The sequence below is a fragment of the Dokdonia donghaensis DSW-1 genome, from assembly GCF_001653755.1.
Classification (GTDB): domain Bacteria; phylum Bacteroidota; class Bacteroidia; order Flavobacteriales; family Flavobacteriaceae; genus Dokdonia; species Dokdonia donghaensis.
Window position 1 is genome coordinate 566,402 of the sequence record NZ_CP015125.1, and the last position, 22,998, is coordinate 589,399.

Here is a 22,998-nt window from a genome sequence, read left to right on the forward strand (position 1 = left end):
TGTGATCTCTCCTATAGTCGAGATGACAATCTCTTGTCATTTCGAGCTTGTCGAGAAATCGCATAGGAGTAAGTACACAAAAAGCTACTTGTGTGACCTCTCGACACGCTCGAGGTGACAAAAATGCTTTCTTACAAATACGCTATATTTATGATTTACAATCTATTATGTTTACCAATTTCTACATCTACATAACTACGAACCAATACCGAACGACTGTATATATAGGCGTAACAAACAATATTCAAAGAAGAATTGGTCAGCACTATTTTGACTCTCAAAATGAGAAAAAATCATTTGCTGGTAAGTACAATTGTTATGAGCTCGTCTACTATGAAGGTTTTCAATATGCAAAAGATGCTATTACCAGAGAGAAACAACTAAAAAGGTGGAGTAGACAAAAGAAAAATCAGCTTATAGAAACTGTTAATCCTAAATGGGAGAGCTTAAATAATGAAGTGTTTTAAAGAGTAAATTCTTAGTTTCTTGTGTGATCTCTCCAATTGTCGAGATGACAATCGCTCGTCATTTCGAGCCTGTCGAGAAATCGCATATGAGTAAGTGCATCCGTGAGCTACTTGTGTGACCTCTCGACACGCTCGAGATGACTAACTGCTATTTCTCCAACTTCAATTGTATCCTCTTTCTTGCGATATCTACCTCTAGTACTTTTACAATTACTTGCTGTTGTAAACGTACGTGTGCACTCACATCACTCACATAGCCATCTGCAAGATTTGAAATATGTATGAGACCGCTTTCTTTAATCCCTATGTCTACAAAGGCGCCAAAAGCGGTTACATTATTTACAATCCCAGGAAGTAATTGTCCTGGCTGCACGTCTTCTATTGTTCTGATATTTTGATTAAAGGTAAACACCTTTGCTTTTTCTCTAATATCAAGACCTGGCTTTTCTAGCTCTCTTATAATATCTGTGAGTGTAGGAAGTCCTACCTCATCAGTTACATATTTTTGAAGGTCTATAGATTTAAGAAGGCTAGTGTTCCCTATCATTTCGGCGACAGAGACTTTTTGATCTTTGGCGATACTTGCAACCAACTTGTATCTCTCTGGATGTACTGACGAGTTATCTAGCGGATTTTCGGCGCCTGTGATTCTTAAGAACCCTGCGGCTTGTACAAAGGCTTTCCCTCCTAGACGTGGTACTTTTTTAATCTCTTGACGTGTTTTAAAAGGTCCTTCGCTTTCGCGAAAGCGTACTACACCCTCAGCAAGTTTTGATCCAATACCTGACACATAACTCAATAGCGGAGCACTTGCCGTATTTATATTGACACCTACGGCATTTACACAGTTTTCTACCGTCTGATCTAGTGATTTTTGAAGTGCGGTCTGGTCTACATCGTGCTGATATTGCCCGACGCCAATAGACTTTGCATCTATCTTCACCAGCTCTGCCAGCGGGTCTTGCAACCTACGACCTATAGAAACCGCGCCACGCACCGTCACGTCATAATTAGGAAACTCATCACGGGCAATCTTGCTTGCACTGTAAATAGAAGCTCCCGCCTCACTCACGACAAAAACCTCTATTGCATTCTTAAAATGAATGCGTTTTACAAGTCTTTCGGTCTCGCGGGAAGCCGTACCGTTACCGATGGCGATTGCCTCAATTTTATATGCATCTGTAAGACTAGATATCTTCTTTATAGCGCCTGTATCATCATTTTTTGGCGCGTGTGGGTAGATGGTCTCATTATGTAATAACTGTCCCTGTGCATCGAGGCACACCAGTTTGCAACCCGTTCTAAAACCTGGGTCTAGCGCAAGAATACGCTTCTCACCTAGCGGCGAACCAAGGAGTAATTGTTTTAAATTTTTTGCGAAAACCTGAATAGCAGTTTCATCTGCAGTTTTCTTTGCTTCTGAGAGACGCTCATTGCTCAATGCAGGAAATAATAGTCGCTTGTAAGCATCTTTTATGGCAAGCTCAATCTGTGTGGCGCTGTCGCCACGAGAGCGTATGAGTTTGCGTTCTATTTTATCAAGCGCTCGCACATCATCAATGACAACTTTGACACGGATGTAGCCTTCATTTTCAGCTCTTAAAATGGCGAGTAGTCTGTGTGACGGACAGCGACTTAATGACTCTGACCAGTCAAAATAATCACGGAATTTCTGGGCTTTCTCATCGTTTGCCATTTTCTTAACCACCTTCGTCTCTATGGTGGCAAAACGTTTTAATTGCTCACGTATATTATTACGTATATCTGCACGCTCATTAATCCACTCGGCTATAATGTGACGTGCTCCTTCTAGCGCACTTTGTGCATCTGGAACCTCCTTATTAGTATATCGATGCGCTAGTCCTTCTGGATCTTGCGCATTTTGAGACATAATGATTTTGGCAAGTGGTTCTAGTCCGTTTACACGTGCTGTCTCGGCTTTCGTTTTACGCTTTTTCTTGTACGGTAAATACAAGTCTTCTAGCGTAGTAAGATCTTGCGTTTTTTCAATCTTATCATTGAGTTCGCTGGTAAGAACGTCTTGCTCTTCTAGTGATTTAAGAATTGATTTTTTACGTTTTTCTAAAGTCTCAAACTGCTCTTTAAGCTCAATAATTTCTCCTATCGCCACCTCATCTAGTCCACCCGTCGCTTCCTTACGGTAGCGCGCTATAAATGGGAGTGTGCAGTCTTCGTTGAGGAGATCTAGTGTATTTTTTACACCTTTTTCTGATAAGCCTGAGCTTTTGATTACGTATTGTAAAACCTCCACACGCTTAACTTATCATACTCCCATTACTCACTCCTTCAGCACCTGTGCTGAGCGCAGTCGAAGTATCTGGATTTACAAAAACTAACTTACCACTAGCATCCTCTGTCATTAAGATCATTCCTTCACTCTCTACACCGCGCAGTGCTCTAGGAGCCAGGTTTACAAGTACCGTTACTTGTTTCCCTATTACTTCTTCTGGAGTAAAGCTCTCTGCTATACCAGAAACAATAGTGCGTACGTCAATACCTGTATCTACTTTTAAGATGAGAAGTTTCTTCGTTTTCTTCATCTTCTCTGCTTCGATAATGGTACCTACTCGCATATCGAGTTTTGTAAAATCGTCAAAGGTAATTGTGTCCTTTTGTGGCTCTACAACTGCATTTTCGGCAGCGGCTTCTGCTTCGTTTGCTGCTTTACTTGCTTCTAGCTTATCTAGCTGTACTTGTATCTGACTGTCTTCTATTTTTGAGAAGAGTAATTGAGATTTATTAATGGTGTGACCAGCTGGTAGTAAGACCTCCTTAGATGATATATCACTCCATTGTAATGCGTTCTCATCTGCACTTGGACTGACATTGAGAATATCTTTCAGTTTTCCACTTGTATGAGGAAGTAATGGCTCGCTCAAAACAGAAAGTGCAGCTGCAATTTGTAAGGCTACATACATTACAGTTTTAGTGCGCTCTTCATCTGTTTTGATTGTCTTCCACGGCTCTTCGTCTGCTAGGTATTTGTTTCCTAGACGAGCGAGGTTCATAAATTCTGTTTGGCTTTCGCGAAAGCGGTATTTTTCTATACTGCTACCTATCACTGCAGGGTATGCTTTTATAGCATCTAGCACTTCTGTATCTAACGCATTAAAAGCACCCGGCTCTGGTATCGCGCCATCATAATATTTGTGCGTAAGTACGGTAACTCTGTTAATGAAGTTTCCGAAAATTGCTACTAGTTCGCTATTATTTCTAGTTTGGAAATCCTTCCAAGTAAAGTCGTTATCCTTAGATTCTGGTGCGTTTGCAGTAAGCACATAACGCAACACATCCTGCTGATCTGGAAATTCTTCAAGATATTCGTGTAACCATACTGCCCAGTTTTTTGACGTAGAAAGCTTGCGTCCTTCAAGATTTAAAAACTCGTTTGCAGGCACGTTATCTGGTAAAATATACTCGCCGTGACCTTTGAGCATCGCAGGGAAAATCAAACAGTGAAAAACGATATTATCCTTCCCGATAAAGTGAAGTAGCTTTGTGTTTTCATCCTTCCAGTACGGCTCCCAGTCTTTGCCTTCACGTGCTGCCCACTCCTTTGTAGAAGAGATGTAACCTATAGGCGCATCAAACCAAACGTACAATACTTTACCCTCTGCTCCTTCTACCGGCACAGGGATTCCCCAGTCTAAGTCACGAGTTACGGCACGAGGTCGTAGTCCATCATCTATCCAAGATTTGCACTGCCCGTACACATTAGTTTTCCAGTCTTTTTTATGTCCTTTTATGATCCACTCCTTAAAGAAGTCATTGTATTGATCAAGTGGTAAAAACCAGTGTTTTGTTTCCTTAAGTGTAGGTACAGCACCTGTGATGGCACTTTTTGGGTTGATAAGGTCTGTTGCATTATGCGAGGTACCACAGTTTTCACACTGGTCTCCGTAAGCCTCCTCATAACCACACTTAGGGCAGGTACCCGTCACAAAACGGTCTGCAAGAAACTGGTTTGCCTCTGCATCATACAGTTGCTCGTTAGTCTCTTCTATAAACTTACCTTGGTCGTACATATTCTTAAAAAACTCAGACGCTGTATCGTGGTGAATTTTTGCAGAGGTACGTGAGTAGTTATCAAAGGTGATCCCAAAATCTTCAAAAGATTTTTTGATAATCGCATTGTACTTATCTACCACATCTTGAGGGGTTATGCCCTCTTTTTTTGCTTTGATTGTGATAGGCACACCGTGCTCATCACTTCCACATATAAAAGCAACATCTGCTCCCTGCATACGCTGGTAACGCGCATAAATATCTGCCGGAACATACACTCCTGCAAGGTGGCCTATGTGTATAGGTCCGTTAGTATACGGCAGTGCCGCTGTAATTGTATATCGTTGTGGATTCTGAGACATATTGTGTTCTTTAAGAAGCGACAAAAATAAAGAAAAACAAGCTAGTACCTACAGCTTTTACAAGCCAGGTCACAATAGCTGCAACTTGAGATGATGCAAAGAAGGAAAGGATTTATTACGCTTTCGCGAAAGCGGACTCACAACTACATAAAACTGCTTATTTTACAAGAATACTCTTACTGTATTTTTTACCCGAAAACTGAATCTGATAGATGTATTGTCCCGTAAACAATCGCTTATTAATGCGTTCTTTAACATTAAACTTTTGTGGTCCTTCGTACATAAAGTCATTTACCACTGTACCCACTTCTTGCCCTAGTAGATTGTATAAGGTAACGGTCACCTTTGCCGTGCTACTCATCGTAAACTCTATAAAGGTGTCATTGCCCTGCACACTGCTCCAGTGCTGAAAAGTATCTGCGATATCAAAACTTCCAGAAGAGAGCGACTCACAGTCAAAACCTAGGTCTACACTCTCAAAAGATTGCCCGAGCAACACCTCATCTACCAGCCCGCCATCTATACATAGCCACTGCTTGAGCATTGTAGCATACACTTGTCTAAAATCTGTACCGTACTTTAAATTTCCTACTTGATCTGGATCTTGTAAATCTGGGTGCGTACCCACAAAGCCATTGCCCTGCATCGCTGGGCCAAAAACCATAACAGGCGATGCCGCCCCGTGGTCTGTCCCATTTGATCCGTTTTCTTCTATGCGACGTCCAAATTCTGAAAAGGTCATTGCCATCACATTAGTATGCATACCGCTTGCTTCAAGATCTGTAAAAAAATCTTTCATACCACGAGCTACCTGCTCCATTCTATTATCGTGGGTTTCTTGCTGGTTTGCGTGCGTGTCAAACCCGCCTAGCGTCACTAGATATACCTTGGTACCTAGACCTCCCTTGATCATTCTTGAGATAATAGCGAGTTGTCTCCCTAAGCTTTGCGTATCATACTCAACGGCATTTGTCGCATTCTCATAAGCCTCGTTTATGGTACTCGCGTAGGTAAATGTGGTGTTAGTCATACCACGCATAAATTCTAACTGCTCACCAAAGGTGCATCCCGGTACATCTAGCACATCGTGTAGCACCCCATTTTCGGCAATGCTAGATAGCTGCGCAGGATTTGCTACAGAAAATGCATAGCTATTATCTACCCCATCAAAAATGAGATTACCCTGGCTCCCTATCTGTATAGCCGCAGGAATCTCTGGGGGATTAATAAGGAAATCTGGATATAAATTTTCAAAATAACGCCCCAGCACGCCCGTCTCCTCATAATTTACAGCATCTCCTGATGCCCAGATGTCTGAACTTCTAAAATGTGACAGGTTTTGATCTGGATAGCCCACACCGTGCACCACACGCATTGCACCATCTCCCCATAATGATTGTAAGTCTGCCATAGATTGTGGTATCCCAAAATCTGCATTGAGGTTGTACAAACTGTTTTCTGTGTGCCTTATAGACGGTCTATTATTTGCATAAAAATCATAATCATAAACCGGCACAATGGTATTGAGACCGTCATTACCTCCCTTAAGACGTACTAGAACGAGTACGCGGTCTTCATTTTCGGCAGTGGCAAGGGCTGTTGTTAATCTTGAGGGTGCAGATGCTGTAAGATTTGTACCTCCTAGCATAATGCTTCCGCCTCCTACTAGACCTAGAGCCTGCATAAAACTTCTTCTATTCCAAATACTGTGCTCATCATCGTGATGTGCGTCTTTAAGACTTGCTGTAGGTCCCGTTGCTGTTCTTTTTTTTGCTTTCGCGAAAGCGTGATTCTTATCGTGAGTACACATAGGGCAGGGTTATTTGAGTTGAAATTCTGGCATTCTGAAAATATGGTGAATAAGCAAGATGGTTTGATATGCCGCCGAATCAAAATTCCAGTTCCATATGCCATCTTCCCAGTAATTTTCTGGTGTTTCCCATTTAAAAATAGCCTCTGCTATCTCATAATCTGCCTCTGTGTACAGTGGTCGTGATAAAAAGTAGTCTACTATTGTTTTTGTAATTACTACTGGGTCTGTACTTGAGTTTGTAAGGGCTTGCGCAAAATCTCGATATTGATACCCAGTCTCTAACCAGAAATTCCAACTCAGGTTCTCAAGGCTTAGCCATCTCCCGGTAAGAGTGCTAGAGTTTATCCAGTCGTGGTTGCGCTGCCAGCCAGCTACATCTATAGGTTGAAATAAGTTTTGACCCAGCATATCTGAGATATAATTTGCATAACTCGCAAAGCCATCATCTGTATCATTATAGGTAAAATCTAGCTCGTTATAAAAGGTCATTATGAGATCATACGGACTTTTTACAATCATCCCTATTGCATCTTGATCAAAAAAATGCTCGCTCTTAAAAAGCATCTCTAGCACTGGCTTAATCTCCCAGTTTTGGTCCATAAATAGCGTTGCCATTTCTGCTACGATAGTATCATTTACGTCTGGACTTACAAAGTATGTGTATAGTTTAGTACAAATTGTAGTGGCTATAATGCTCGCTTTTTGCTCAAAGAGAATATCTATCACATCATCATATCCCCAGGGACCTGTCTGTCCAAAAATTGTCTTTTCTGAACTATCAAAGGTGCTCTCATCAAATGTGATGGCGGCCCCGTACTCTACCCAGTGGTTATATCCCGTGAGCGCTCTGGAGGTTTCTTCTATATCTTGCTGTGTGTAGCCATTACCTTCTCCTAGTGTAAAAAGCTCATAAAGTTCACGCGCATAATTTTCGTTTGGATTTTGGCTAGAGTTTTCAAAACCGTTGAGAAAAAGAAGCATCGCAGGGTTAAGCCCCATCTCTCTTACGAAGGTTTTAAAATTACCTAAGCAATGCGTTTGCAGTATATCCCAGTATTGAAAAGTATAAGGTGCGTAGAAGTAGGTTTCTATTTGCGTCACAAAATGATTGAGCCAGAAAAATGTGAGACGCCCTTTTAAGTTTTTATCTCTTATATCTTTTGCCGCTTGTCTATACCACTCGCTTATAAACTCATTATTTTCTGTATCATAATCATTAAAGTCACTCAAATCCCAATAAGCCCAAGCAGGTGTTGGGGTGTTAGGCGTGGTTTGAGCTTCTAGTAACAGTGTGTCTACAACTTCTTGAGGCGTTTGTGACAAGGCCGCATCTAGCACTGTAGTCGTGGCACCATATGCGAGTCTTTTATATAAGTGTTTTACCTTCATAACATCCCAAGGATTACCTGTGCTAGGTACATATGGGGTTATGGAAGCGGTGTTGCAAGAGGAGATAATTTCCATAAGGGGTTGATTTAGAGCACTTCAATATAACAAAAAGTGGGGACTTAGGTAAATGATCATTATAAACCCAAAAAGTTTAAATGTTAGTATATTGAGGTGTGAAAAATAAATCAATGGTTACACCTCCATATCTTAGATACGGCGATAAAGTCGGAATAGTTGCCACGGCACGTAAAATTTCTAAAAAAGAACTTGAAGATGGCATCGCGCTTCTTGAAAGTTGGGGCTTAGTTCCCGTGCTAGGCAACACCATTGGCCTAGAAGATAATCAGTATGCTGGAACAGACTTTGAGAGAGCACAAGACTTTCAGCAAATGATGGATAATACGGAGATTAAAGCTATCTGGTGCGCCCGTGGCGGCTACGGGACCGTGCGCATAGTAGATGATCTAGATTTTTACAAGTTTGTCAAATACCCAAAATGGGTAGTAGGTTACTCAGACGTAACGGTTTTACATAGTCACATTCATAAAATAGGGTTCAAAACGATACACGCCACGATGCCCGTTTCTCTTGAAGATAATACCGCTTTCGCGAAAGCGTCATTAAAACAATCCCTCTTTGGCCAGCAACCTAACTTTAGTTACAACACCACAAATAAACTTAATAGACTAGGCACGGCAAAAGGCACGCTTATAGGCGGAAACCTGTCTATTCTTTACAGTCTATGTGGTAGTAGTTCTGATCTAGATACAGCGGGTAAAATCTTATTTATAGAAGACCTGGATGAGTACCTCTATCACATAGATAGAATGGTAGTTAACCTAAAACGCAACGGGATGCTAGATCACTGTGCGGGTATGGTTGTGGGTGGTATGACGAAGATGCACGATAATAGAATCCCTTTCGGGAAAACGGCTCAAGAGATTGTGCTAGATGCTGTAAAAGAATGTGACTTTCCAGTAGCGTTTGACTTCCCAGCAGGTCACGTAGATAATAATAACGCATTGAAGTTGGGTAGTGAGATTACGCTTGAAGTAACGGCAACTAAAACAAGTATACAATATGAATAGAATTCTCTCTATACTTATAATGATGTTATTGTTTTCTTGTGTGGATAAACCTTCTTGCAATTTTATAGACTCCTACTATCAAGATGTTTATCAAGCAGAGCTGGCATTTTATGAAGAAGACTATCAGAAAGCCTATGATATTTTTAAAGAGGTAGAAGCTCGTTGTGGTCTATTGAACCAGACGCTCATTAGAGAGCCTGAAATGATGGCCAAACTCTCCATCAAAGTAGGTGAACCTCAAAAAGCCTTTCCTTATATGGAGCGTATGCTTAAAGAAGGAATGAGTTTTGATACTTTTAAAAACAATGATATATATAATATCCTCAAGGAATATGAAGAGTGGGATTATCTAGTGCGTAACGCTTCTTCTTATGAAGATGAGTTTAACGCAAATATTGATCAAGATTTGAGAGCAGAGATTGTTGCGATGAACCGTCTTGATCAAGAAGTAAGACAACCTCCCATAGATTTTATAGAGATGGAGCGCGTAGATAGCATTCATCAAAAGAGAATCAAAGAGATTTTTAATCAATATGGATATCCTTCAGCTCAACTTGTGGGTAAGGATGATTTTAATCAAGGTGAGCGTGTAGATATAAAAACATTGTTTTTTCATTTTGACGACACGATATACTTTAAACCAGTGCTTCTAAAAATGATTGAGGATGGTGAAGCTCCAGCAGACATATTAGGTAAAATGATCGACAGTAGACAGCGCTCTCGTGGTTTTTATGATTATGGGATTTATGATAATTCCGACAGTACAGATATTTTAGATTTTAAAAATGTTGACAAAAGGCGTGTTGCAGTAGGTCTTGCTCCTTGGAAGTTAAAAAAACGAGTTGATGCGTTAAGACGAGCTTATTATGGGTACTAATCACACAACTAAATTATGACCCCAAAAGAACTAGGCGAATACGGCGAAGAACTAGCAACCCTGCATTTAATAAAGCAGGGTTACACTATTCTTGAACGTAATTGGTTTTTTGGAAAAAATGAAGTCGACATTATCTGCCAAAAGGAAGAAGGCGTCCTCATTGTGGTAGAAGTAAAGGCGCGTAACTCAGATTTCTTTGGCGATCCGCAGAGTTTTGTGAGTACTGGTAAGCAAAAGTCTATCGTAAAAGTGTCAAATGAATACGTACTAGAAAATGACCTAGATGTCGAAGTACGTTTTGATATTATCGCAGTACTCAAAAACTCAAAGCAAGAACGCCTTGAGCATTTTGAGGATGCGTTTTATTTTTTTTAAAATGATAGTTCTTATTAGCCTACTTGTTTTTTGATCATATCAATCGCTTTTAAAGTAATAAGGATATTAAATACCTGTGCCACGATACTTAATGGCAGCGCTACAATGGCCAAAATTATGGTGCAAAAGAAAACACCTAGTATAATATACCCGATACCAGTACCTTGAGACAAGGCTCCTAACCCTTTGAGCTTATACAAGGCATATCCAAAAACAAGAAATGCTACCCCATACAAAACAGAGGTAATAATACCATAAGCTATATCTGAGATATACGTGCCGTGCACATCTATAATGGTAATTAAGTTTGCTATAATCTCTACCGTGATAAAAACTAGTGCAGCTGCTTTTAGTATACTCGCCTTAAAGAGGTTTCCTATTAAAATAAAGGCCCTCATATGAAATATAAAAAATATGATTGCAAAAAGAGCTAGCAGTCTAAAGCCCGTATCTCCAGCAAAATATACATTTTCAGTCTCGTAGTGATAAGTGTCAAAAATCTGAAATATGAACACAATCATACTCAAAATACCAGCAATCCAGCCTATATGAAGTTGTTTAAATAGATATGATACATCCTTACTTTCATCTATTTCAAAAAGCATTGCCTTTTTTACTTTGGCCTCAAAAATGGTGTCTTCTTGTAAGTCATCTAGATCTCTATCTAGCGCAGAGAGAATGGTTTTAATCGTGTAAACACGTGGCATTGTTTCTCCAGCTTCTATGCGCTGTATTGTGCGCACAGAGATATTACATTGCGCGACAAGTTCTTCCTGCGTTAATCCTTTTTGCTGGCGCAGTTCTAAAATCTTTTGTCCTAATTCTGGTTGTTTCATCATAAATGTTTTGCCTTGTAATGATGCGCATCAAATGTACAAGAAGTTCTACACCGCAATAGTATGGCTCATTTATGATTTGTTTCATTTTTTGAGCAGTATTTAACCCGACATTTGCACGTCACTTTAGTAAAGACAACGTTTTGCACGTTTTACGCTTTCGCGAAAGCGTACCCTTTAATACGTATCTAACCACCCAAAATGCTTCTCATTAAGCGCTGTTTTATGCTCTTCTAGGTAACTCACAAAGGCTTTTGCGGTGGGAGAAAGCTGCTTGCTTTTTTGCCAGATGAGATTCCAGTGTGTGGTGATGGGTAGTCCTTTGCTCGGGATGATTTGAGCATCACCGCTCGAAAGTGCATTTTTAAGCCCTACTAGCGGTAATATGGAAATACCTATGCCAGAAATCACAGCTTGCTTTACCGCCTCGTTTGAGGTAAGCTCTATTTTTTTACGAGTAGGAAGTTTTCTATCTGCAATATAATTTTCCATAGCTGCCCGTGTTGCAGATCCTTTTTCTCTGTATACCACGGGTAGCTTATCAAAGTCTTTTTTTGATATGGTTTTACCAGAGTAGGTGTGCTGCCTACCTCCCACTAAAAATAGTTTGTTAGGGATGAGTCTCACTTTATCTATCGCAATATGATCTGGAACTACAGATACTAGGGCAAAATCTGTTTCGTTTTTTTCAAGATGACGTACCACTCTGGTCTTGTTTGTCACATCCATCTCTAGATCGACACCAGGATGCATATTCATAAAATCTGTGATGTAATAAGGCATCAAATATTTACCCGTAGAGACGATAGATATCTTTAATTTACCCGAGAGCTGACCTTGATAAGCCATCGTTTTGTAATTAATTGCATCTACTTCGGCAATTATTTTACGTGCTGCAGCTGCAATTTCTTCACCAAAATCTGTTACAAATAATTGTCTCCCCACAACCTCCGTAAGCGGAATAGGAAACTGATTTTGAAAATTTTTAATCTGTATCGAGACCGCTGGCTGCGTGAGGTGTAGCTCCTCTGCAGCTTTTGTGATGCTCTTAAATTCTGTGACCTTCAAAAAGACTTGAAGCTGATGCAATGTATAATGCATAAAAATTATTTATGTAATTCATTATAAATATAAATAAAAATATATGAATTCTAGCCCACATCTTTGCACTATCAAAAACAATGAGAAGCTATGTTACAAAAACTAAAAATTGCCTCGTTTAGAAATGACAGGTACACACCTCAAGAGATCAAAACCAGTATAACGATAAACTGGACGGCTCTATTTTTTGTCTTAAAAAATTTAATGCTACTTGCTATCCCTATGCTAGCCATTACACTCTCCATTTTTTCGGACTACCTATTTCTTACAGAAATTCTATCTGCTAGTTTTTTAATAACCCTTCTAGTGTTTATAAACATTGCTAGTAGAGCATCTTAATCTCTTATTCATTTAAAAAAATCATTTACTATGAAAACATTACAAACAGAAACTGCAACAATGACAGATCAAAAAATCAACCTAATTGACGGAGTATTTACAGCAACAGAGGCTGGAGATATATTACACGCAATGCTTGATAAGAAGATCAACTTTCACAAATTACAACGCTTAAGCCGCACCGAAGGTAATGTAGATGATGCCTGTGAGTATGATAGTGGACGTATTATAGAGTTACTAGATGAGAAAGGAAAATTAAAAAGCTTTTTAAGTGACGTGCGTGCAGACGGAGGTAAACTAGAAATAAAAAGCACTGTAGAGATACGCATCAAAAAGTAATTACCACACTAAGACACCTAACTCTCTTTTATGGACTTACATCTACTGGTTGATAACTTGACCAACCCTGCCCTCTTGTTTTTCTTTTTAGGATTACTAGCGGTACAACTCAAAAGTGACTTAGCCATACCGCCTAGTTCTTCAAAGTTTATTTCTCTTTATCTCCTACTTTCTATAGGGTTTAAAGGAGGACAAGAGCTCGCCCACTCAGCGTTTAATATGGAGATTGTCTGGTCATTAATTTTTGGAGTAGTCCTAGCTCTTTCGGTTCCCCTGTATGCGTTTTTTACGCTCAAAAAGCGCGTCGGAGTTCAAAATGCCGCGGCTATCGCCGCGGCATACGGCTCTGTAAGTGCTGTAACCTTTGTTACCACAGTTGCTTATCTAGATATGGAGCAAATTGCATATAGCGGCTATATGGTTGCGGTTATGGCCATAATGGAAGCGCCGTCTATTATAATAGGAGTGCTTCTTATGATGCTATTTACAGCAAATCGTGACAAGACCGTCACTATGGGGAGTATTATTAAGCACTCCGTGACTAATGGGAGCGTACTATTAATTATAGGAAGTCTCGTCATAGGTTTTATGGCAAGCGATGCACAAGCACAAGGTATTGCTCCCTTTACCACAGATATTTTTAAAGGTTTTCTCGCCGTCTTTTTACTAGATATGGGAATCTCAAGTGGTAAAAAGATAGGAAGCCTCAAGGAGTATGGCGCTTTTCCTTATGTATTTGCAATCGCCGTTCCTATTGTAAATGGTATTATCGTGAGTTTACTAAGTGGTTTTATAACAGAATCTGTAGGTAACAGATTACTCTTTGCCATACTTGCAGCAAGTGCCTCTTATATTGCAGTCCCTGCCGCTATGAAACTCGCTGCTCCTAAAGCAAATGAAGGTCTATACTTGCCTATGGCACTTGCCATTACCTTTCCCTTTAATATCACACTGGGAATGCCGCTTTACCTCTGTATTATAAACTGGAGCTAATATATTTTTAATCACGCTTTCGCGAAAGCGTACTCAAAAACTTACTTATGATTCTCTCACAAAGCAACACCCTAACAGAAGATATAGCAGCAGCGAGAGTCGCAGGTTTTACCTCAGATTTTATGTATAGAGAGGGGCGTTTATTGTGTAGAACTAATAATCGCTGGTATCAAATAGAAGACCTCACACTTATAGAATATTGCAGGCACGAGGGAATGAATGACCCAGGGGATAGTTCGATTTTATTTTTGATAGAGACTAATGATTCAATAAAAGGTTGCCTTACGAGTGCCTATGGTAAAGATGCAGATACAGACCTCATAAGTTTTGTAATGAGCTTAGAAAAGAAAGAGAAATAGCTATCTTAACATAAAACCAAAAGGTATGGCAAAGATATTAAAATCACTTTCTGAGTATGTACAAATTGCTATAGGTATTGCCCTCGCGAGTATAGGCCTCAAGGCCTTCTTGCTACCTAATGGGTTTCTGGATGGTGGAGCAACGGGTATCGCTATTTTATTAAGTAAAAAGTTAGATCTAGATATCTCCTTACTGCTCTTCATTGTGAGTATTCCGTTTCTAGTGTTGGGTTTTTATAAGCTTTCGCGAAATATTCTTTTAAAAAGTACAATGTCCATCTTAATACTAGCAGTCCTTATAGGTGTTGAGTCATTTCCTATTATCACTGAAGATAAGTTGCTCATCGCGATTTTTGGCGGTATGTTTTTAGGCGCTGGTATTGGCATCAGTATACGCAACGGTGCGGTACTTGACGGATCTGAAATTCTAGGGATTTACGTCTTTGATCTTTTTGGCATAAGCATAGGTAAAACCATCCTTGCCTTCAATATTCTTCTATTTATTATCACTGCTTTAGTACTTAGTGTAGAGGTAGCGCTATATTCCATACTCACCTATATCGTGACGGCAAAGTTTATAGATTTTTTTATAGAAGGGTTTGAAGATTTTATCGGTATTACTATCATATCACCGTCATCTGAAGAAATAGAACAAAAGATTCTTAAGGAACTAGGCACTGGTATCACCGTCTACAAAGCGGCGGCAGGTTACGGCAGTACGGGTCAAAATAATGAACGCCGTGTGATACAAACCGTGATAAACCGTATACACCTGCGCAAAATACACAAGCTCATAGACTCCTGCGACCCTGATGCTTTTATCGTTGAGTTTGACGTGAATAATGTGAAAGGAGGAGTTTTAAAAAGGTATCTGCATCCTCAAAGTTCAAAAAAGCTGGCTAGTCTTTAGAAGTTGTTTGATGATGCGTTGTGCTATTTATGCTTTCGCGAAAGCGCAACCCTACAAACTCAAGTAATACCCCAGATTTATCCAGAATCGATGATTTGCAGTAGCTTTAAGAAATGAATCCATACGATAGTCTACGCCTATCTCTAGTTTATTTGCATCGTTTAGATAATAACCCAAAGTAGGCACAAACCTTACCTCGAGGTCTGTTCCATCTCCTTGAATGGAATATACATACTCGTTCCCTAGTTTTAAATACACTTCTCCTGGGTCTATAAACTCACCATTGAGGGATATATCTGAAGACAATCTGTATCGCGCTCTAAACTCAACTTTTTGCCTAGCATTAAATGTTTGATCTGTACGAAAGCGATGCCCCAAACGAAAACCAAAATAAGGTACGGTAAATGAGTACTGCTGTATCGCGCGATGTATAAGGTCCTTGTCACGGAAGCGAGCCAAATATCCTATCCCCACTTTTGCATCTACTCCTACAGTACGCGTGGCAACCGTGGTGACGTCTAGTAAGGAGTAAAATACCTCTGTATTATTATTGCCCTTAAAATCGCCTTCATTTAGTTCAATACGAGGCGCAAATTCTACATTGATGTTCCACAGCTCATTGATTTTTGTGCCAATATTTACTTCTGGAAGTATACCCACTTCATAAAGCGATTGCCCGTAAAGCAACGTGCTCGTAAAAAATATGAATATAAAGGATAAGAATTTAAACATACTCAAAAGCGTAGAATATTATCACGTCGTATGCTTATTTGAGACCTACTTATGAAGGCTCCTTTCTCGTTAAAAAGAACTTCATAACGCTTTGATTTTTTACCAGAATAACGTGTTTTTACAACGACCTCATAGTGCGGAATGAGTGTTGAGGCTACGAGCTTTTTTGCAGTCCTATTTATTATTTCTTTTACCGTATTATTATACTGCGCTTGTATTTTTTCTACCTTAAAATAATCAAATTCTTGCGCAAAATAGCTGGTTATCTCTTGTCTCGTATCCTCTGATACATCTCCTAAGCCAATGACAATTTCTACATCTTGTAGCACACCATCTTTTGTAAACTCTACACTGTGACGTTGTCCTTTGTATTTAAACTTTGCTTCAATACTAGCGCCATCATCACCTACTTCTTGTAACCATTTTACAGAACGATCTATATTGAAAGTTGCTATGAAGTCTTTTGCTTTTTGTGGTACAAGCTCGGGTTTAATTCGGTATTCTCTTTCGGCTTTTACGGCATCTTGTACTTGCGCACGACTCACTGATGTCAGTAGCAAGGCACAGATACACATTGAGAAAAAAGAATACTTAGTCCACACGATCTTCCTTTTTTGAGTTAAATAACCATCCCAAGGGTAACCAAATCACAAAGAACAGAAACTTCCCAGTTACTAAACCTATGATGGTAATAATTGCAGCGATTACCGCAAGCGAAGTTTTCCAAGATTTACTCATCACCTCCTGAGGTCTTTGCGGTTACTTTTTGAGTACTCGCTGGCATTAATGGTCTTAATAATGCGACTACGTCATTTACAGTTTTTGCATCGTCAGATTTTAAGAGAAGTCTAAGTCCTTTCGACAGTTTCTTTTCTTTGATGCTCACGCGGTATGCATTTTCTTGTACAAACTTAAGCACACGTCCAAAGGTAGAACTCTGGTAAAAAGAGCTCTGCTGGTCTGCTATAAAGAAGCCTGTGAGTTTGCCGTTTTTCATTACTACTTTCTCTAGGCCTATCTTAGTTGCTACCCACTTAATGCGCACAGAGTCCAGCAAGTCTTCGGCCTCATCTGGTAAGGGTCCAAAACGATCTACAAGTTTTGCCTCAAAGGCATCTAGTTGTTCTTCGGTTTTTACATTATTCAGCTCAGTGTAGAGACTAAGACGCTCCGTGATACTATTTACATAATCATCTGGGAAGAGAAGACTAAAGTCGGTATCAAGTACGGTGTCTTTTACGTATTCTCTTTCTTCTTTCGCGAAAGCGGGATCATCTTTATAAAGCTCTGCAAACTCATCTTCTTTGAGTTCATCTATGGCCTCGTTGAGGATTTTTTGATAGGTATCAAAACCTATTTCATTGATAAAGCCGCTCTGTTCTCCTCCTAATAAATCTCCTGCACCACGTATCTCAAGATCTTTCATCGCGATATTAAAACCGCTTCCTAGTACAGAAAACTGCTCTAGCGCCTGGATACGTTTTCTAGCATCCTCGGTCATTACAGAGTATGGCGGTGTGATAAAATAACAGAAGGCCTTTTTATTACTTCGTCCCACACGACCACGCATCTGGTGTAGGTCTGAGAGTCCAAAGTTATTTGCATTGTTTATAAAAATGGTATTTGCATTAGGTACATCAAGACCACTCTCAATTATGGTGGTTGAGACCAGTACATCAAACTCCCCATTCATAAACGAGAGCATTTTTGCCTCTAGGGCTTTACCTTCCATCTGGCCGTGACCTACGCCTACTTTTGCATCTGGCACAAGGCGCTGTATGAGGCCAGCGACTTCCTTTATATTTTCTATACGATTATGAATAAAAAACACCTGGCCACCACGTTGTATCTCATACGAGACTGCATAGCGTATCACCTCTTCTGAGAAGCGCACAACATTACTTTCTATAGGGTAACGGTTAGGTGGTGGCGTGGTGATGGTACTAAGATCACGAGCCGCCATAAGTGAGAATTGTAAGGTACGAGGTATAGGTGTCGCTGTAAGTGTGAGCGTGTCTACGGTCTCTGAGATGGTCTTGAGTTTATCTTTTACGGCTACGCCAAACTTCTGCTCTTCGTCAATTACTAGGAGACCTAGATCTTTAAAAACAACATTTTTACTGGTGAGCTGGTGCGTGCCTATCACAATATCTACCGCGCCACTCTCGAGGCCGGCGAGGACTTCTCTTTTTTCTTTGGCCGTACGGAAACGGTTGAGATACTCTACCGTCACTGGGAAACCTTTAAGACGTTCTTTAAACGTACGCGCGTGTTGATAGGCAAGTATTGTGGTAGGAACCAGTACTGCTACTTGCTTACCGTTATCTACCGCCTTAAACGCGGCACGTATGGCAACCTCTGTTTTACCAAAACCTACATCACCACACACCAGTCTATCCATAGGGCGATCGCTCTCCATATCGCGTTTTACATCTTCTGTAACGCTGCTTTGATCTGGAGTGTCTTCATAGATAAAACTCGCCTCTAGCTCGTGCTGCATATGGGTATCTGGGCCAAAGGCATATCCCTTTTGCAAACGGCGTTTTGCATATAGTTTTATAAGGTTAAAGGCGATGTGTTTTACCTTGGATTTTGTTTTGGCTTTAAGCTTTTTCCAGGCTTGGCTTCCTAGTTTATACACTTGTGGTGGCTTGCCATCCTTACCGTTGTACTTAGTGATTTTATGTAATGAGTGTATACTCAGGTATAAGATGTCACGCTCACCATAAATGAGCTTGATGGCTTCTTGCATTTTACCCTCAACGTCTATCTTTTTGAGTCCGCCAAATTTTCCTATACCGTGATCTATGTGCGTGACATAATCACCTACACTTAGGTTAGTAAGCTCCTTGAGCGTGATGGCTTGCTTTTTTGCATAGCCATTTTTGATATTAAACTTATGGTAGCGTTCAAAGATCTGGTGATCTGTATACACCACCATTTTTGTGTCATTATCTACAAAACCTTGATAAAGTGATAGCACAATGGTCTCATAGGACGATACAATAGCATCTGCATCATCAAAAATGTCTTGAAAACGCTTTGCTTGCTGCTCACTACTACAGGTGATTATATTCTTATAACCACGAGCGTGGTTATCATTTAAGTTTTCTATAAGGAGGTTAAACTGCTTATTAAAAGATGGCTGTGGCGCCACATCAAAGGTGATGCTATGTTCTATCTCACCTACCTCTGCACTACTTCCTAAATCTATAGTGGTAAAAGAGTCAAGTTGTTCTTTTAGATTTTTGCCGTGACAAAAAAGCTCTTCTGGTGAGTTGCGTTTTACCTCTTGTGAGAGGTTTTCAAAAGCTTCTTCGGCTTTAGAAAAGTTTTGATCTGTACGATCATATAACAACGACCTGTTTTTAATAAAAACGACTGTCTTTGCAGAGATATATTTTAAGAAACTAGCTCTTGTTTCTTCTAATGCCTTGTTCTCCACATTAGGCATTATGGATATTTTCTTTACTTGGTCTAACGACAGCTGACTCTCAACATCAAAGGTTCTAATACTATCTACCTCATCGCCAAAAAATTCTATACGGTACGGCCTGTCGTGCGAAAATGAAAATACATCTACAATACCTCCACGCACCGAAAACTCACCCGGCTCTGTTACAAAATCTACTCTTTTAAAACGATACTCAAAGAGCATCTCATTTATAAAATCTAGCGATAACTTATCGTTTACAGTCACCTTGAGCGTTTGTCTATCTAGCTCCTTACGTGTCACTACTTTTTCAAATAATGCATCTGGATAGGTCACGATAAGAGCTGGCTTTTTACGTGAGTTTACACGATTAAGCACCTCTGCACGCAACAAGATATTTGCATTATCTGTCTCCTCAATCTGGTAAGGACGCCTGTAACTGCCAGGGTAAAAGAGTACGTTTTCTTCCTTGCGCAAGGCTTCAAGATCATTGAGATAGTAAGCCGCTTCTTCCTTATCATTAAGAATTAACAATACGGGGCGCTCTTGGCCTTCAAAAAGCTGACTTACAGCAAAAGATAATGAAGATCCCGTGAGACCTTTTGCTTGTATACGTTGAGAATGGGCAATAGCTTCCCCTAGTTTCTGCAGTGGCAGAGACTGTGCAAAGTGCTGTGAGAGTTCTGATTTACTCAAGAAATAAGATTTTTTACAAAGATAGTCTTGAGTACGCTTTCGCGAAAGCGCTATTTACTTTTTACCATTTTCATAACATTACACCTCTTTTCTATTTTCTACTTTTAAAGTATGAAACATTGGACAGATCATCAGCTAGCATTTGTAATCGCGCGTATTACCATAGGTATCAACTTCTTATTGCACGGGGTAGTGCGACTTCCTAAAATGGAAGGCTTTGCCAGCGGACTATCAAAAGGTTTTGAGGGAACAATGTTACCACCCGCTCTGGTGGAGCCTATCGCTTTTGGACTACCTATTGTCGAGCTTGTACTTGGCATCTTATTAATTATAGGGTTTAAAACTCGTCTTGCCGCAGCTTTAAGTTTTGTATTAATCACATTATTAATGGCGGGAACTTCTTTTAAGGAAGACTGGGATCTGGTAGGCTCACAAATGATTTATGTGATTTTCTTCTTCATTTTTATTAAAAATTTACGTCACAATACGTTTGCCATAGACGGCACTTCTAAAATGGTAGTTGACGGCTTTACAAACCAGCAGGTGTAATATTTTTATAGATTCTGAAAGGGTTGTGAGTACGCTTTCGCGAAAGCGTGATTAAGATTTTACAATTTTCATAACACCCAAAGGCAGATTACCGCAGTACCTTTATAAAAAAAGAAGGTATGGGATTTGAACATTATGACGTTTTTGTAATAGGATCGGGCAGCGCAGGTAGACAGGTGGCAACACGTTGTGCCAAAGAGGGGATGAAAGTAGCCATTGCAGATAATCGTGAGTATGGTGGCACCTGCGCAAATAGAGGCTGTGACCCAAAAAAAGTACTCCTTAACGCCAGTGAGATCATTGCTAGAACGAGCGATATGACAGCTGTGGGCGTGACCGAAATTCCAAAAATAGACTGGCAAGCGCTCCAAAAATTTAAAGAAAAGTTTGTCTCTGCAATGCCCGTAAAAACCGAAGAGTCGCTAGATAAACTAGGGATTACAATGTATCACCAGTCGCCTCAATTTATAGAGGAAGGTCTTCTAAGCGTTGAGGGTAAAAAAGTAACGGTAGACAAGGTCGTTATTGCCTCTGGTCTTATCCCTAGACCGCTACACTTTGAAGGTGCCGAGTTGTTTAAAACCTCAGACGATTTTCTTGAGCTTCCAGCCCTACCAGAGAGCATTATCTTTGTGGGTGGAGGTTATATCGCTATGGAGTTTGCTCATATCGCGGCACGCTGTGGTGTAGATGTAACAATTATAGAACGTGGGGAGCGTGTTTTAAAAATGTTTGATGCTAGTATCACGGGGCTCTTAGAAGAAGAGTCAAAAAAAATAGGAATCAACTTTATTTTTAATGCAGATGTTATCCGCGCCGAAATGCTTCAAAAAAATACACGCGTTTTTTATACACGTGATGGCAAAGAGCAGAGCGTAAAAGCCGAAATGGTTTTTAATACCTCTGGACGTGTACCCTCTGTAGATATGCTTGCGCTTGACAAAGGAAATGTAGCAACTACACCTAGAGGCATTAAGGTAAATGAGTATTTACAAAGCACTACTAACTCTAATGTATATGCCTGTGGCGATGTAGCAGACTCTGGTTCTCTACCACTCACACCACTGTCTAGTAAGGAAGGTAGACACGTAGGTGTACAACTGGCTACTGGAACACATACCAAATATGATTTTCCAGCAATACCGACAGCAGTCTATACCACACCACAGCTAGCAATGGTAGGCCTCACAGAAGACCAAGCAAAAGAGCAAGGCATTTCTTATAAAGTACTAAGTGAGCACGTTCCAGACTGGTTTAGTGTAAAGAGATTAAACTCAAAGAACTATTGCTACAAAACGCTTAAAGGTGAAAATGATGAGATACTTGGCGCTGAGATTCTTGCGCCAGAGGCAAGTGAGATGATCAACTTATTTGCAATGGCAATACAACAGAAGCTAACCTGTACACAGTTTAGAGAAACGATTTTTGCATATCCTACATTTGCAAGTGATATGCAGAGTATGGTTTAATTATCAAGAAACCGTTCCTTGAATTTTAAATGAGGAGCGGTTTCCTTATTCTTAAAAGCGTGTAGCATTGTAATTATTACTAATACTACTGCTCCTAGTAAAGCGTAATAAGCGATGCTCTCATATTGATCTTTATGTCTTATGAATATCGCGACAAGTGCCCACACAGCAACCAGCGCAAACTCTCTCATATTACGTAACCATACCATAAGTACATTTATAAGTACCGCCACTGTAATCATAATCATAGTCCACACAATTTCGTTAAGCTCTGTGCCCTTTACATCAATACTAGAAAAGAAGGCAGCAAAGTTTGCGATAGTAGCCACGGCTATCCAGCCAGCGTTGATACAAATAGGCCACCACACAAAGGCAATCACCTCAATAGGCGCATCCCAGCGCTCCATATTAGTGCGCCATACCACAAGAAGTAAACTACATAGTATGCCTATCATTATAATAACCGATAGCGCTATGTATTCATAAGTAAATGCAACCACCCAAGCTGCGTTGAGCACATTTGCAATAGCAAACCACCAGCCAGTCTTTACAATAAACGGTGATTCTTTCTTACTAAAAAAAGCTCGGCGTATTTGAAAAACACTATAAGCTATGAGCATTAAGAAAATTACTCCCCAGATAGAAAATGCATATCCTGCTGGAGTAAATAAATTCTCATACTTATCTGAAGCTTCACCTATCGTAGTATTATTCCAGCGCTGGGCTTGTGAGAGTCCGTTTACTGCGAGTACAAGCAATACAGATAGTGTATTTACAATTGCATATATTTTCTTCATAGCCATTATTTTAAGTAAAGTTACAGCCGTGCAAAGACTTGCTGTATT

Annotated in this window: 22 protein-coding genes; 11 read left to right on the forward strand and 11 right to left on the reverse strand. The window is 40.1% G+C overall.

The features are described from left to right. Window positions 1-92 precede the first annotated feature (92 nt). Window positions 93-467, forward strand: a complete 375-nt coding sequence (locus I597_RS02385) for a GIY-YIG nuclease family protein (RefSeq protein ID WP_236626641.1) — start codon at window positions 93-95, stop codon at window positions 465-467. Between the two features lie 148 nt (window positions 468-615). Here I597_RS02385 and I597_RS02390 read toward each other — a convergent pair whose 3' ends face one another. The 4 genes from I597_RS02390 to I597_RS02405 all read right to left on the reverse strand — a co-directional run bounded on the left by I597_RS02390 (window position 616) and on the right by I597_RS02405 (window position 8,132). Next, window positions 616-2,739 (reverse strand): Tex family protein, encoded by a 2,124-nt coding sequence (locus tag I597_RS02390; RefSeq protein WP_035326002.1) that lies wholly within the window; start codon window positions 2,737-2,739, stop codon window positions 616-618. Window positions 2,740-2,743: 4 nt separating this feature from the next. Beyond that, window positions 2,744-4,855: a methionine--tRNA ligase gene (gene metG / locus I597_RS02395; RefSeq protein WP_035326003.1), complete on the reverse strand. Its 2,112-nt coding sequence runs from the start codon at window positions 4,853-4,855 to the stop codon at window positions 2,744-2,746. A 157-nt stretch (window positions 4,856-5,012) separates the two neighbouring features. Continuing rightward, window positions 5,013-6,665, reverse strand: a complete 1,653-nt coding sequence (locus I597_RS02400) for a DUF1501 domain-containing protein (protein ID WP_035326004.1) — start codon at window positions 6,663-6,665, stop codon at window positions 5,013-5,015. A 9-nt stretch (window positions 6,666-6,674) separates the two neighbouring features. Beyond that, window positions 6,675-8,132, reverse strand: coding sequence for a DUF1800 domain-containing protein (locus I597_RS02405; RefSeq protein ID WP_035326005.1), 1,458 nt, complete (start codon window positions 8,130-8,132; stop codon window positions 6,675-6,677). A 113-nt stretch (window positions 8,133-8,245) separates the two neighbouring features. Here I597_RS02405 and I597_RS02410 point away from each other — a divergent pair, with 113 nt between their 5' ends. The 3 genes from I597_RS02410 to I597_RS02420 are packed head-to-tail and all read left to right on the forward strand — an operon-like array spanning window position 8,246 to window position 10,397. Beyond that, entirely contained in the window at window positions 8,246-9,145 is a 900-nt protein-coding gene (locus tag I597_RS02410) for a S66 peptidase family protein (protein WP_035326007.1), read from the forward strand. Then, a complete protein-coding gene (locus tag I597_RS02415) occupies window positions 9,138-10,022 on the forward strand; it encodes a hypothetical protein (RefSeq protein ID WP_035326008.1) in 885 nt (294 codons plus the stop codon). The genes I597_RS02410 and I597_RS02415 overlap by 8 nt, the downstream gene beginning before the upstream one ends. A gap of 15 nt (window positions 10,023-10,037) precedes the next feature. Further along, window positions 10,038-10,397: a YraN family protein gene (locus I597_RS02420; protein WP_035326010.1), complete on the forward strand. Its 360-nt coding sequence runs from the start codon at window positions 10,038-10,040 to the stop codon at window positions 10,395-10,397. Between the two features lie 14 nt (window positions 10,398-10,411). On the opposite strand, the gene I597_RS02425 is transcribed toward I597_RS02420, so the two are convergent. Together I597_RS02425 and I597_RS02430 are read right to left on the reverse strand one after the other, a co-directional pair. Continuing rightward, on the reverse strand, window positions 10,412-11,236 hold the full coding sequence (locus I597_RS02425; protein WP_035326012.1) for a helix-turn-helix domain-containing protein: 825 nt from the start codon (window positions 11,234-11,236) through the stop codon (window positions 10,412-10,414). A gap of 174 nt (window positions 11,237-11,410) precedes the next feature. Continuing rightward, window positions 11,411-12,334 (reverse strand): LysR family transcriptional regulator, encoded by a 924-nt coding sequence (locus I597_RS02430; protein ID WP_035326013.1) that lies wholly within the window; start codon window positions 12,332-12,334, stop codon window positions 11,411-11,413. A gap of 90 nt (window positions 12,335-12,424) precedes the next feature. Between I597_RS02430 and I597_RS02435 the strand changes: the two genes are divergently transcribed. The 5 genes from I597_RS02435 to I597_RS02455 are packed head-to-tail and all read left to right on the forward strand — an operon-like array spanning window position 12,425 to window position 15,274. Then, window positions 12,425-12,673, forward strand: coding sequence for a hypothetical protein (locus I597_RS02435; RefSeq protein ID WP_035326015.1), 249 nt, complete (start codon window positions 12,425-12,427; stop codon window positions 12,671-12,673). Between the two features lie 30 nt (window positions 12,674-12,703). Continuing rightward, window positions 12,704-13,012, forward strand: coding sequence for a hypothetical protein (locus I597_RS02440; protein WP_035326017.1), 309 nt, complete (start codon window positions 12,704-12,706; stop codon window positions 13,010-13,012). A gap of 30 nt (window positions 13,013-13,042) precedes the next feature. Next, entirely contained in the window at window positions 13,043-14,005 is a 963-nt protein-coding gene (locus I597_RS02445) for a sodium-dependent bicarbonate transport family permease (RefSeq protein ID WP_035326018.1), read from the forward strand. 47 nt (window positions 14,006-14,052) lie between these two features. Next, entirely contained in the window at window positions 14,053-14,364 is a 312-nt protein-coding gene (locus I597_RS02450; protein ID WP_035326020.1) for a hypothetical protein, read from the forward strand. Between the two features lie 25 nt (window positions 14,365-14,389). After that, window positions 14,390-15,274 (forward strand): YitT family protein, encoded by an 885-nt coding sequence (locus I597_RS02455; RefSeq protein WP_035326023.1) that lies wholly within the window; start codon window positions 14,390-14,392, stop codon window positions 15,272-15,274. A gap of 51 nt (window positions 15,275-15,325) precedes the next feature. Here I597_RS02455 and I597_RS02460 read toward each other — a convergent pair whose 3' ends face one another. From I597_RS02460 to mfd, 4 genes are read right to left on the reverse strand one after another with little or no spacing between them, the layout of a single operon-like run. After that, complete coding sequence (locus I597_RS02460) at window positions 15,326-16,006, reverse strand: DUF2490 domain-containing protein (protein WP_052111836.1); 681 nt, start codon at window positions 16,004-16,006, stop codon at window positions 15,326-15,328. A gap of 2 nt (window positions 16,007-16,008) precedes the next feature. Continuing rightward, a complete protein-coding gene (locus tag I597_RS02465) occupies window positions 16,009-16,551 on the reverse strand; it encodes a hypothetical protein (protein WP_152594955.1) in 543 nt (180 codons plus the stop codon). 46 nt (window positions 16,552-16,597) lie between these two features. After that, window positions 16,598-16,744 (reverse strand): hypothetical protein, encoded by a 147-nt coding sequence (locus I597_RS14960; RefSeq protein ID WP_169816456.1) that lies wholly within the window; start codon window positions 16,742-16,744, stop codon window positions 16,598-16,600. Further along, window positions 16,737-20,135: a transcription-repair coupling factor gene (gene mfd, locus I597_RS02470; RefSeq protein WP_035326027.1), complete on the reverse strand. Its 3,399-nt coding sequence runs from the start codon at window positions 20,133-20,135 to the stop codon at window positions 16,737-16,739. The genes I597_RS14960 and mfd overlap by 8 nt, the downstream gene beginning before the upstream one ends. A 111-nt stretch (window positions 20,136-20,246) precedes the next feature. Between mfd and I597_RS02475 the strand changes: the two genes are divergently transcribed. Together I597_RS02475 and I597_RS02480 are read left to right on the forward strand one after the other, a co-directional pair. After that, window positions 20,247-20,684: a DoxX family protein gene (locus I597_RS02475; RefSeq protein WP_035326029.1), complete on the forward strand. Its 438-nt coding sequence runs from the start codon at window positions 20,247-20,249 to the stop codon at window positions 20,682-20,684. Window positions 20,685-20,803: 119 nt separating this feature from the next. Then, complete coding sequence (locus I597_RS02480) at window positions 20,804-22,153, forward strand: dihydrolipoyl dehydrogenase family protein (RefSeq protein ID WP_035326031.1); 1,350 nt, start codon at window positions 20,804-20,806, stop codon at window positions 22,151-22,153. Here I597_RS02480 and I597_RS02485 read toward each other — a convergent pair. Then, on the reverse strand, window positions 22,150-22,950 hold the full coding sequence (locus I597_RS02485) for a hypothetical protein (RefSeq protein WP_035328866.1): 801 nt from the start codon (window positions 22,948-22,950) through the stop codon (window positions 22,150-22,152). The two genes, I597_RS02480 and I597_RS02485, sit on opposite strands and share 4 nt — an antisense overlap. Between the last annotated feature and the right edge of the window lie 48 nt (window positions 22,951-22,998).

Excerpts from the sequence above, each read along its gene's own strand:
- metG (WP_035326003.1), bottom strand. The coding sequence starts at position 4,855 with ATGTCTCAGAATCCACAACGATATACAATTACAGCGGCACTGCCGTAT.
- I597_RS02400 (WP_035326004.1), bottom strand. The coding sequence starts at position 6,665 with ATGTGTACTCACGATAAGAATCACGCTTTCGCGAAAGCAAAAAAAAGA.
- I597_RS02405 (WP_035326005.1), bottom strand. The coding sequence starts at position 8,132 with ATGGAAATTATCTCCTCTTGCAACACCGCTTCCATAACCCCATATGTA.
- I597_RS02410 (WP_035326007.1), top strand. The coding sequence starts at position 8,246 with ATGGTTACACCTCCATATCTTAGATACGGCGATAAAGTCGGAATAGTT.
- I597_RS02415 (WP_035326008.1), top strand. The coding sequence starts at position 9,138 with ATGAATAGAATTCTCTCTATACTTATAATGATGTTATTGTTTTCTTGT.
- I597_RS02420 (WP_035326010.1), top strand. The coding sequence starts at position 10,038 with ATGACCCCAAAAGAACTAGGCGAATACGGCGAAGAACTAGCAACCCTG.
- I597_RS02425 (WP_035326012.1), bottom strand. The coding sequence starts at position 11,236 with ATGATGAAACAACCAGAATTAGGACAAAAGATTTTAGAACTGCGCCAG.
- I597_RS02430 (WP_035326013.1), bottom strand. The coding sequence starts at position 12,334 with ATGCATTATACATTGCATCAGCTTCAAGTCTTTTTGAAGGTCACAGAA.
- I597_RS02435 (WP_035326015.1), top strand. The coding sequence starts at position 12,425 with ATGTTACAAAAACTAAAAATTGCCTCGTTTAGAAATGACAGGTACACA.
- I597_RS02440 (WP_035326017.1), top strand. The coding sequence starts at position 12,704 with ATGAAAACATTACAAACAGAAACTGCAACAATGACAGATCAAAAAATC.
- I597_RS02445 (WP_035326018.1), top strand. The coding sequence starts at position 13,043 with ATGGACTTACATCTACTGGTTGATAACTTGACCAACCCTGCCCTCTTG.
- I597_RS02450 (WP_035326020.1), top strand. The coding sequence starts at position 14,053 with ATGATTCTCTCACAAAGCAACACCCTAACAGAAGATATAGCAGCAGCG.
- I597_RS02455 (WP_035326023.1), top strand. The coding sequence starts at position 14,390 with ATGGCAAAGATATTAAAATCACTTTCTGAGTATGTACAAATTGCTATA.
- I597_RS02460 (WP_052111836.1), bottom strand. The coding sequence starts at position 16,006 with ATGTTTAAATTCTTATCCTTTATATTCATATTTTTTACGAGCACGTTG.
- I597_RS14960 (WP_169816456.1), bottom strand. The coding sequence starts at position 16,744 with ATGAGTAAATCTTGGAAAACTTCGCTTGCGGTAATCGCTGCAATTATT.
- I597_RS02475 (WP_035326029.1), top strand. The coding sequence starts at position 20,247 with ATGAAACATTGGACAGATCATCAGCTAGCATTTGTAATCGCGCGTATT.
- I597_RS02480 (WP_035326031.1), top strand. The coding sequence starts at position 20,804 with ATGGGATTTGAACATTATGACGTTTTTGTAATAGGATCGGGCAGCGCA.
- I597_RS02485 (WP_035328866.1), bottom strand. The coding sequence starts at position 22,950 with ATGAAGAAAATATATGCAATTGTAAATACACTATCTGTATTGCTTGTA.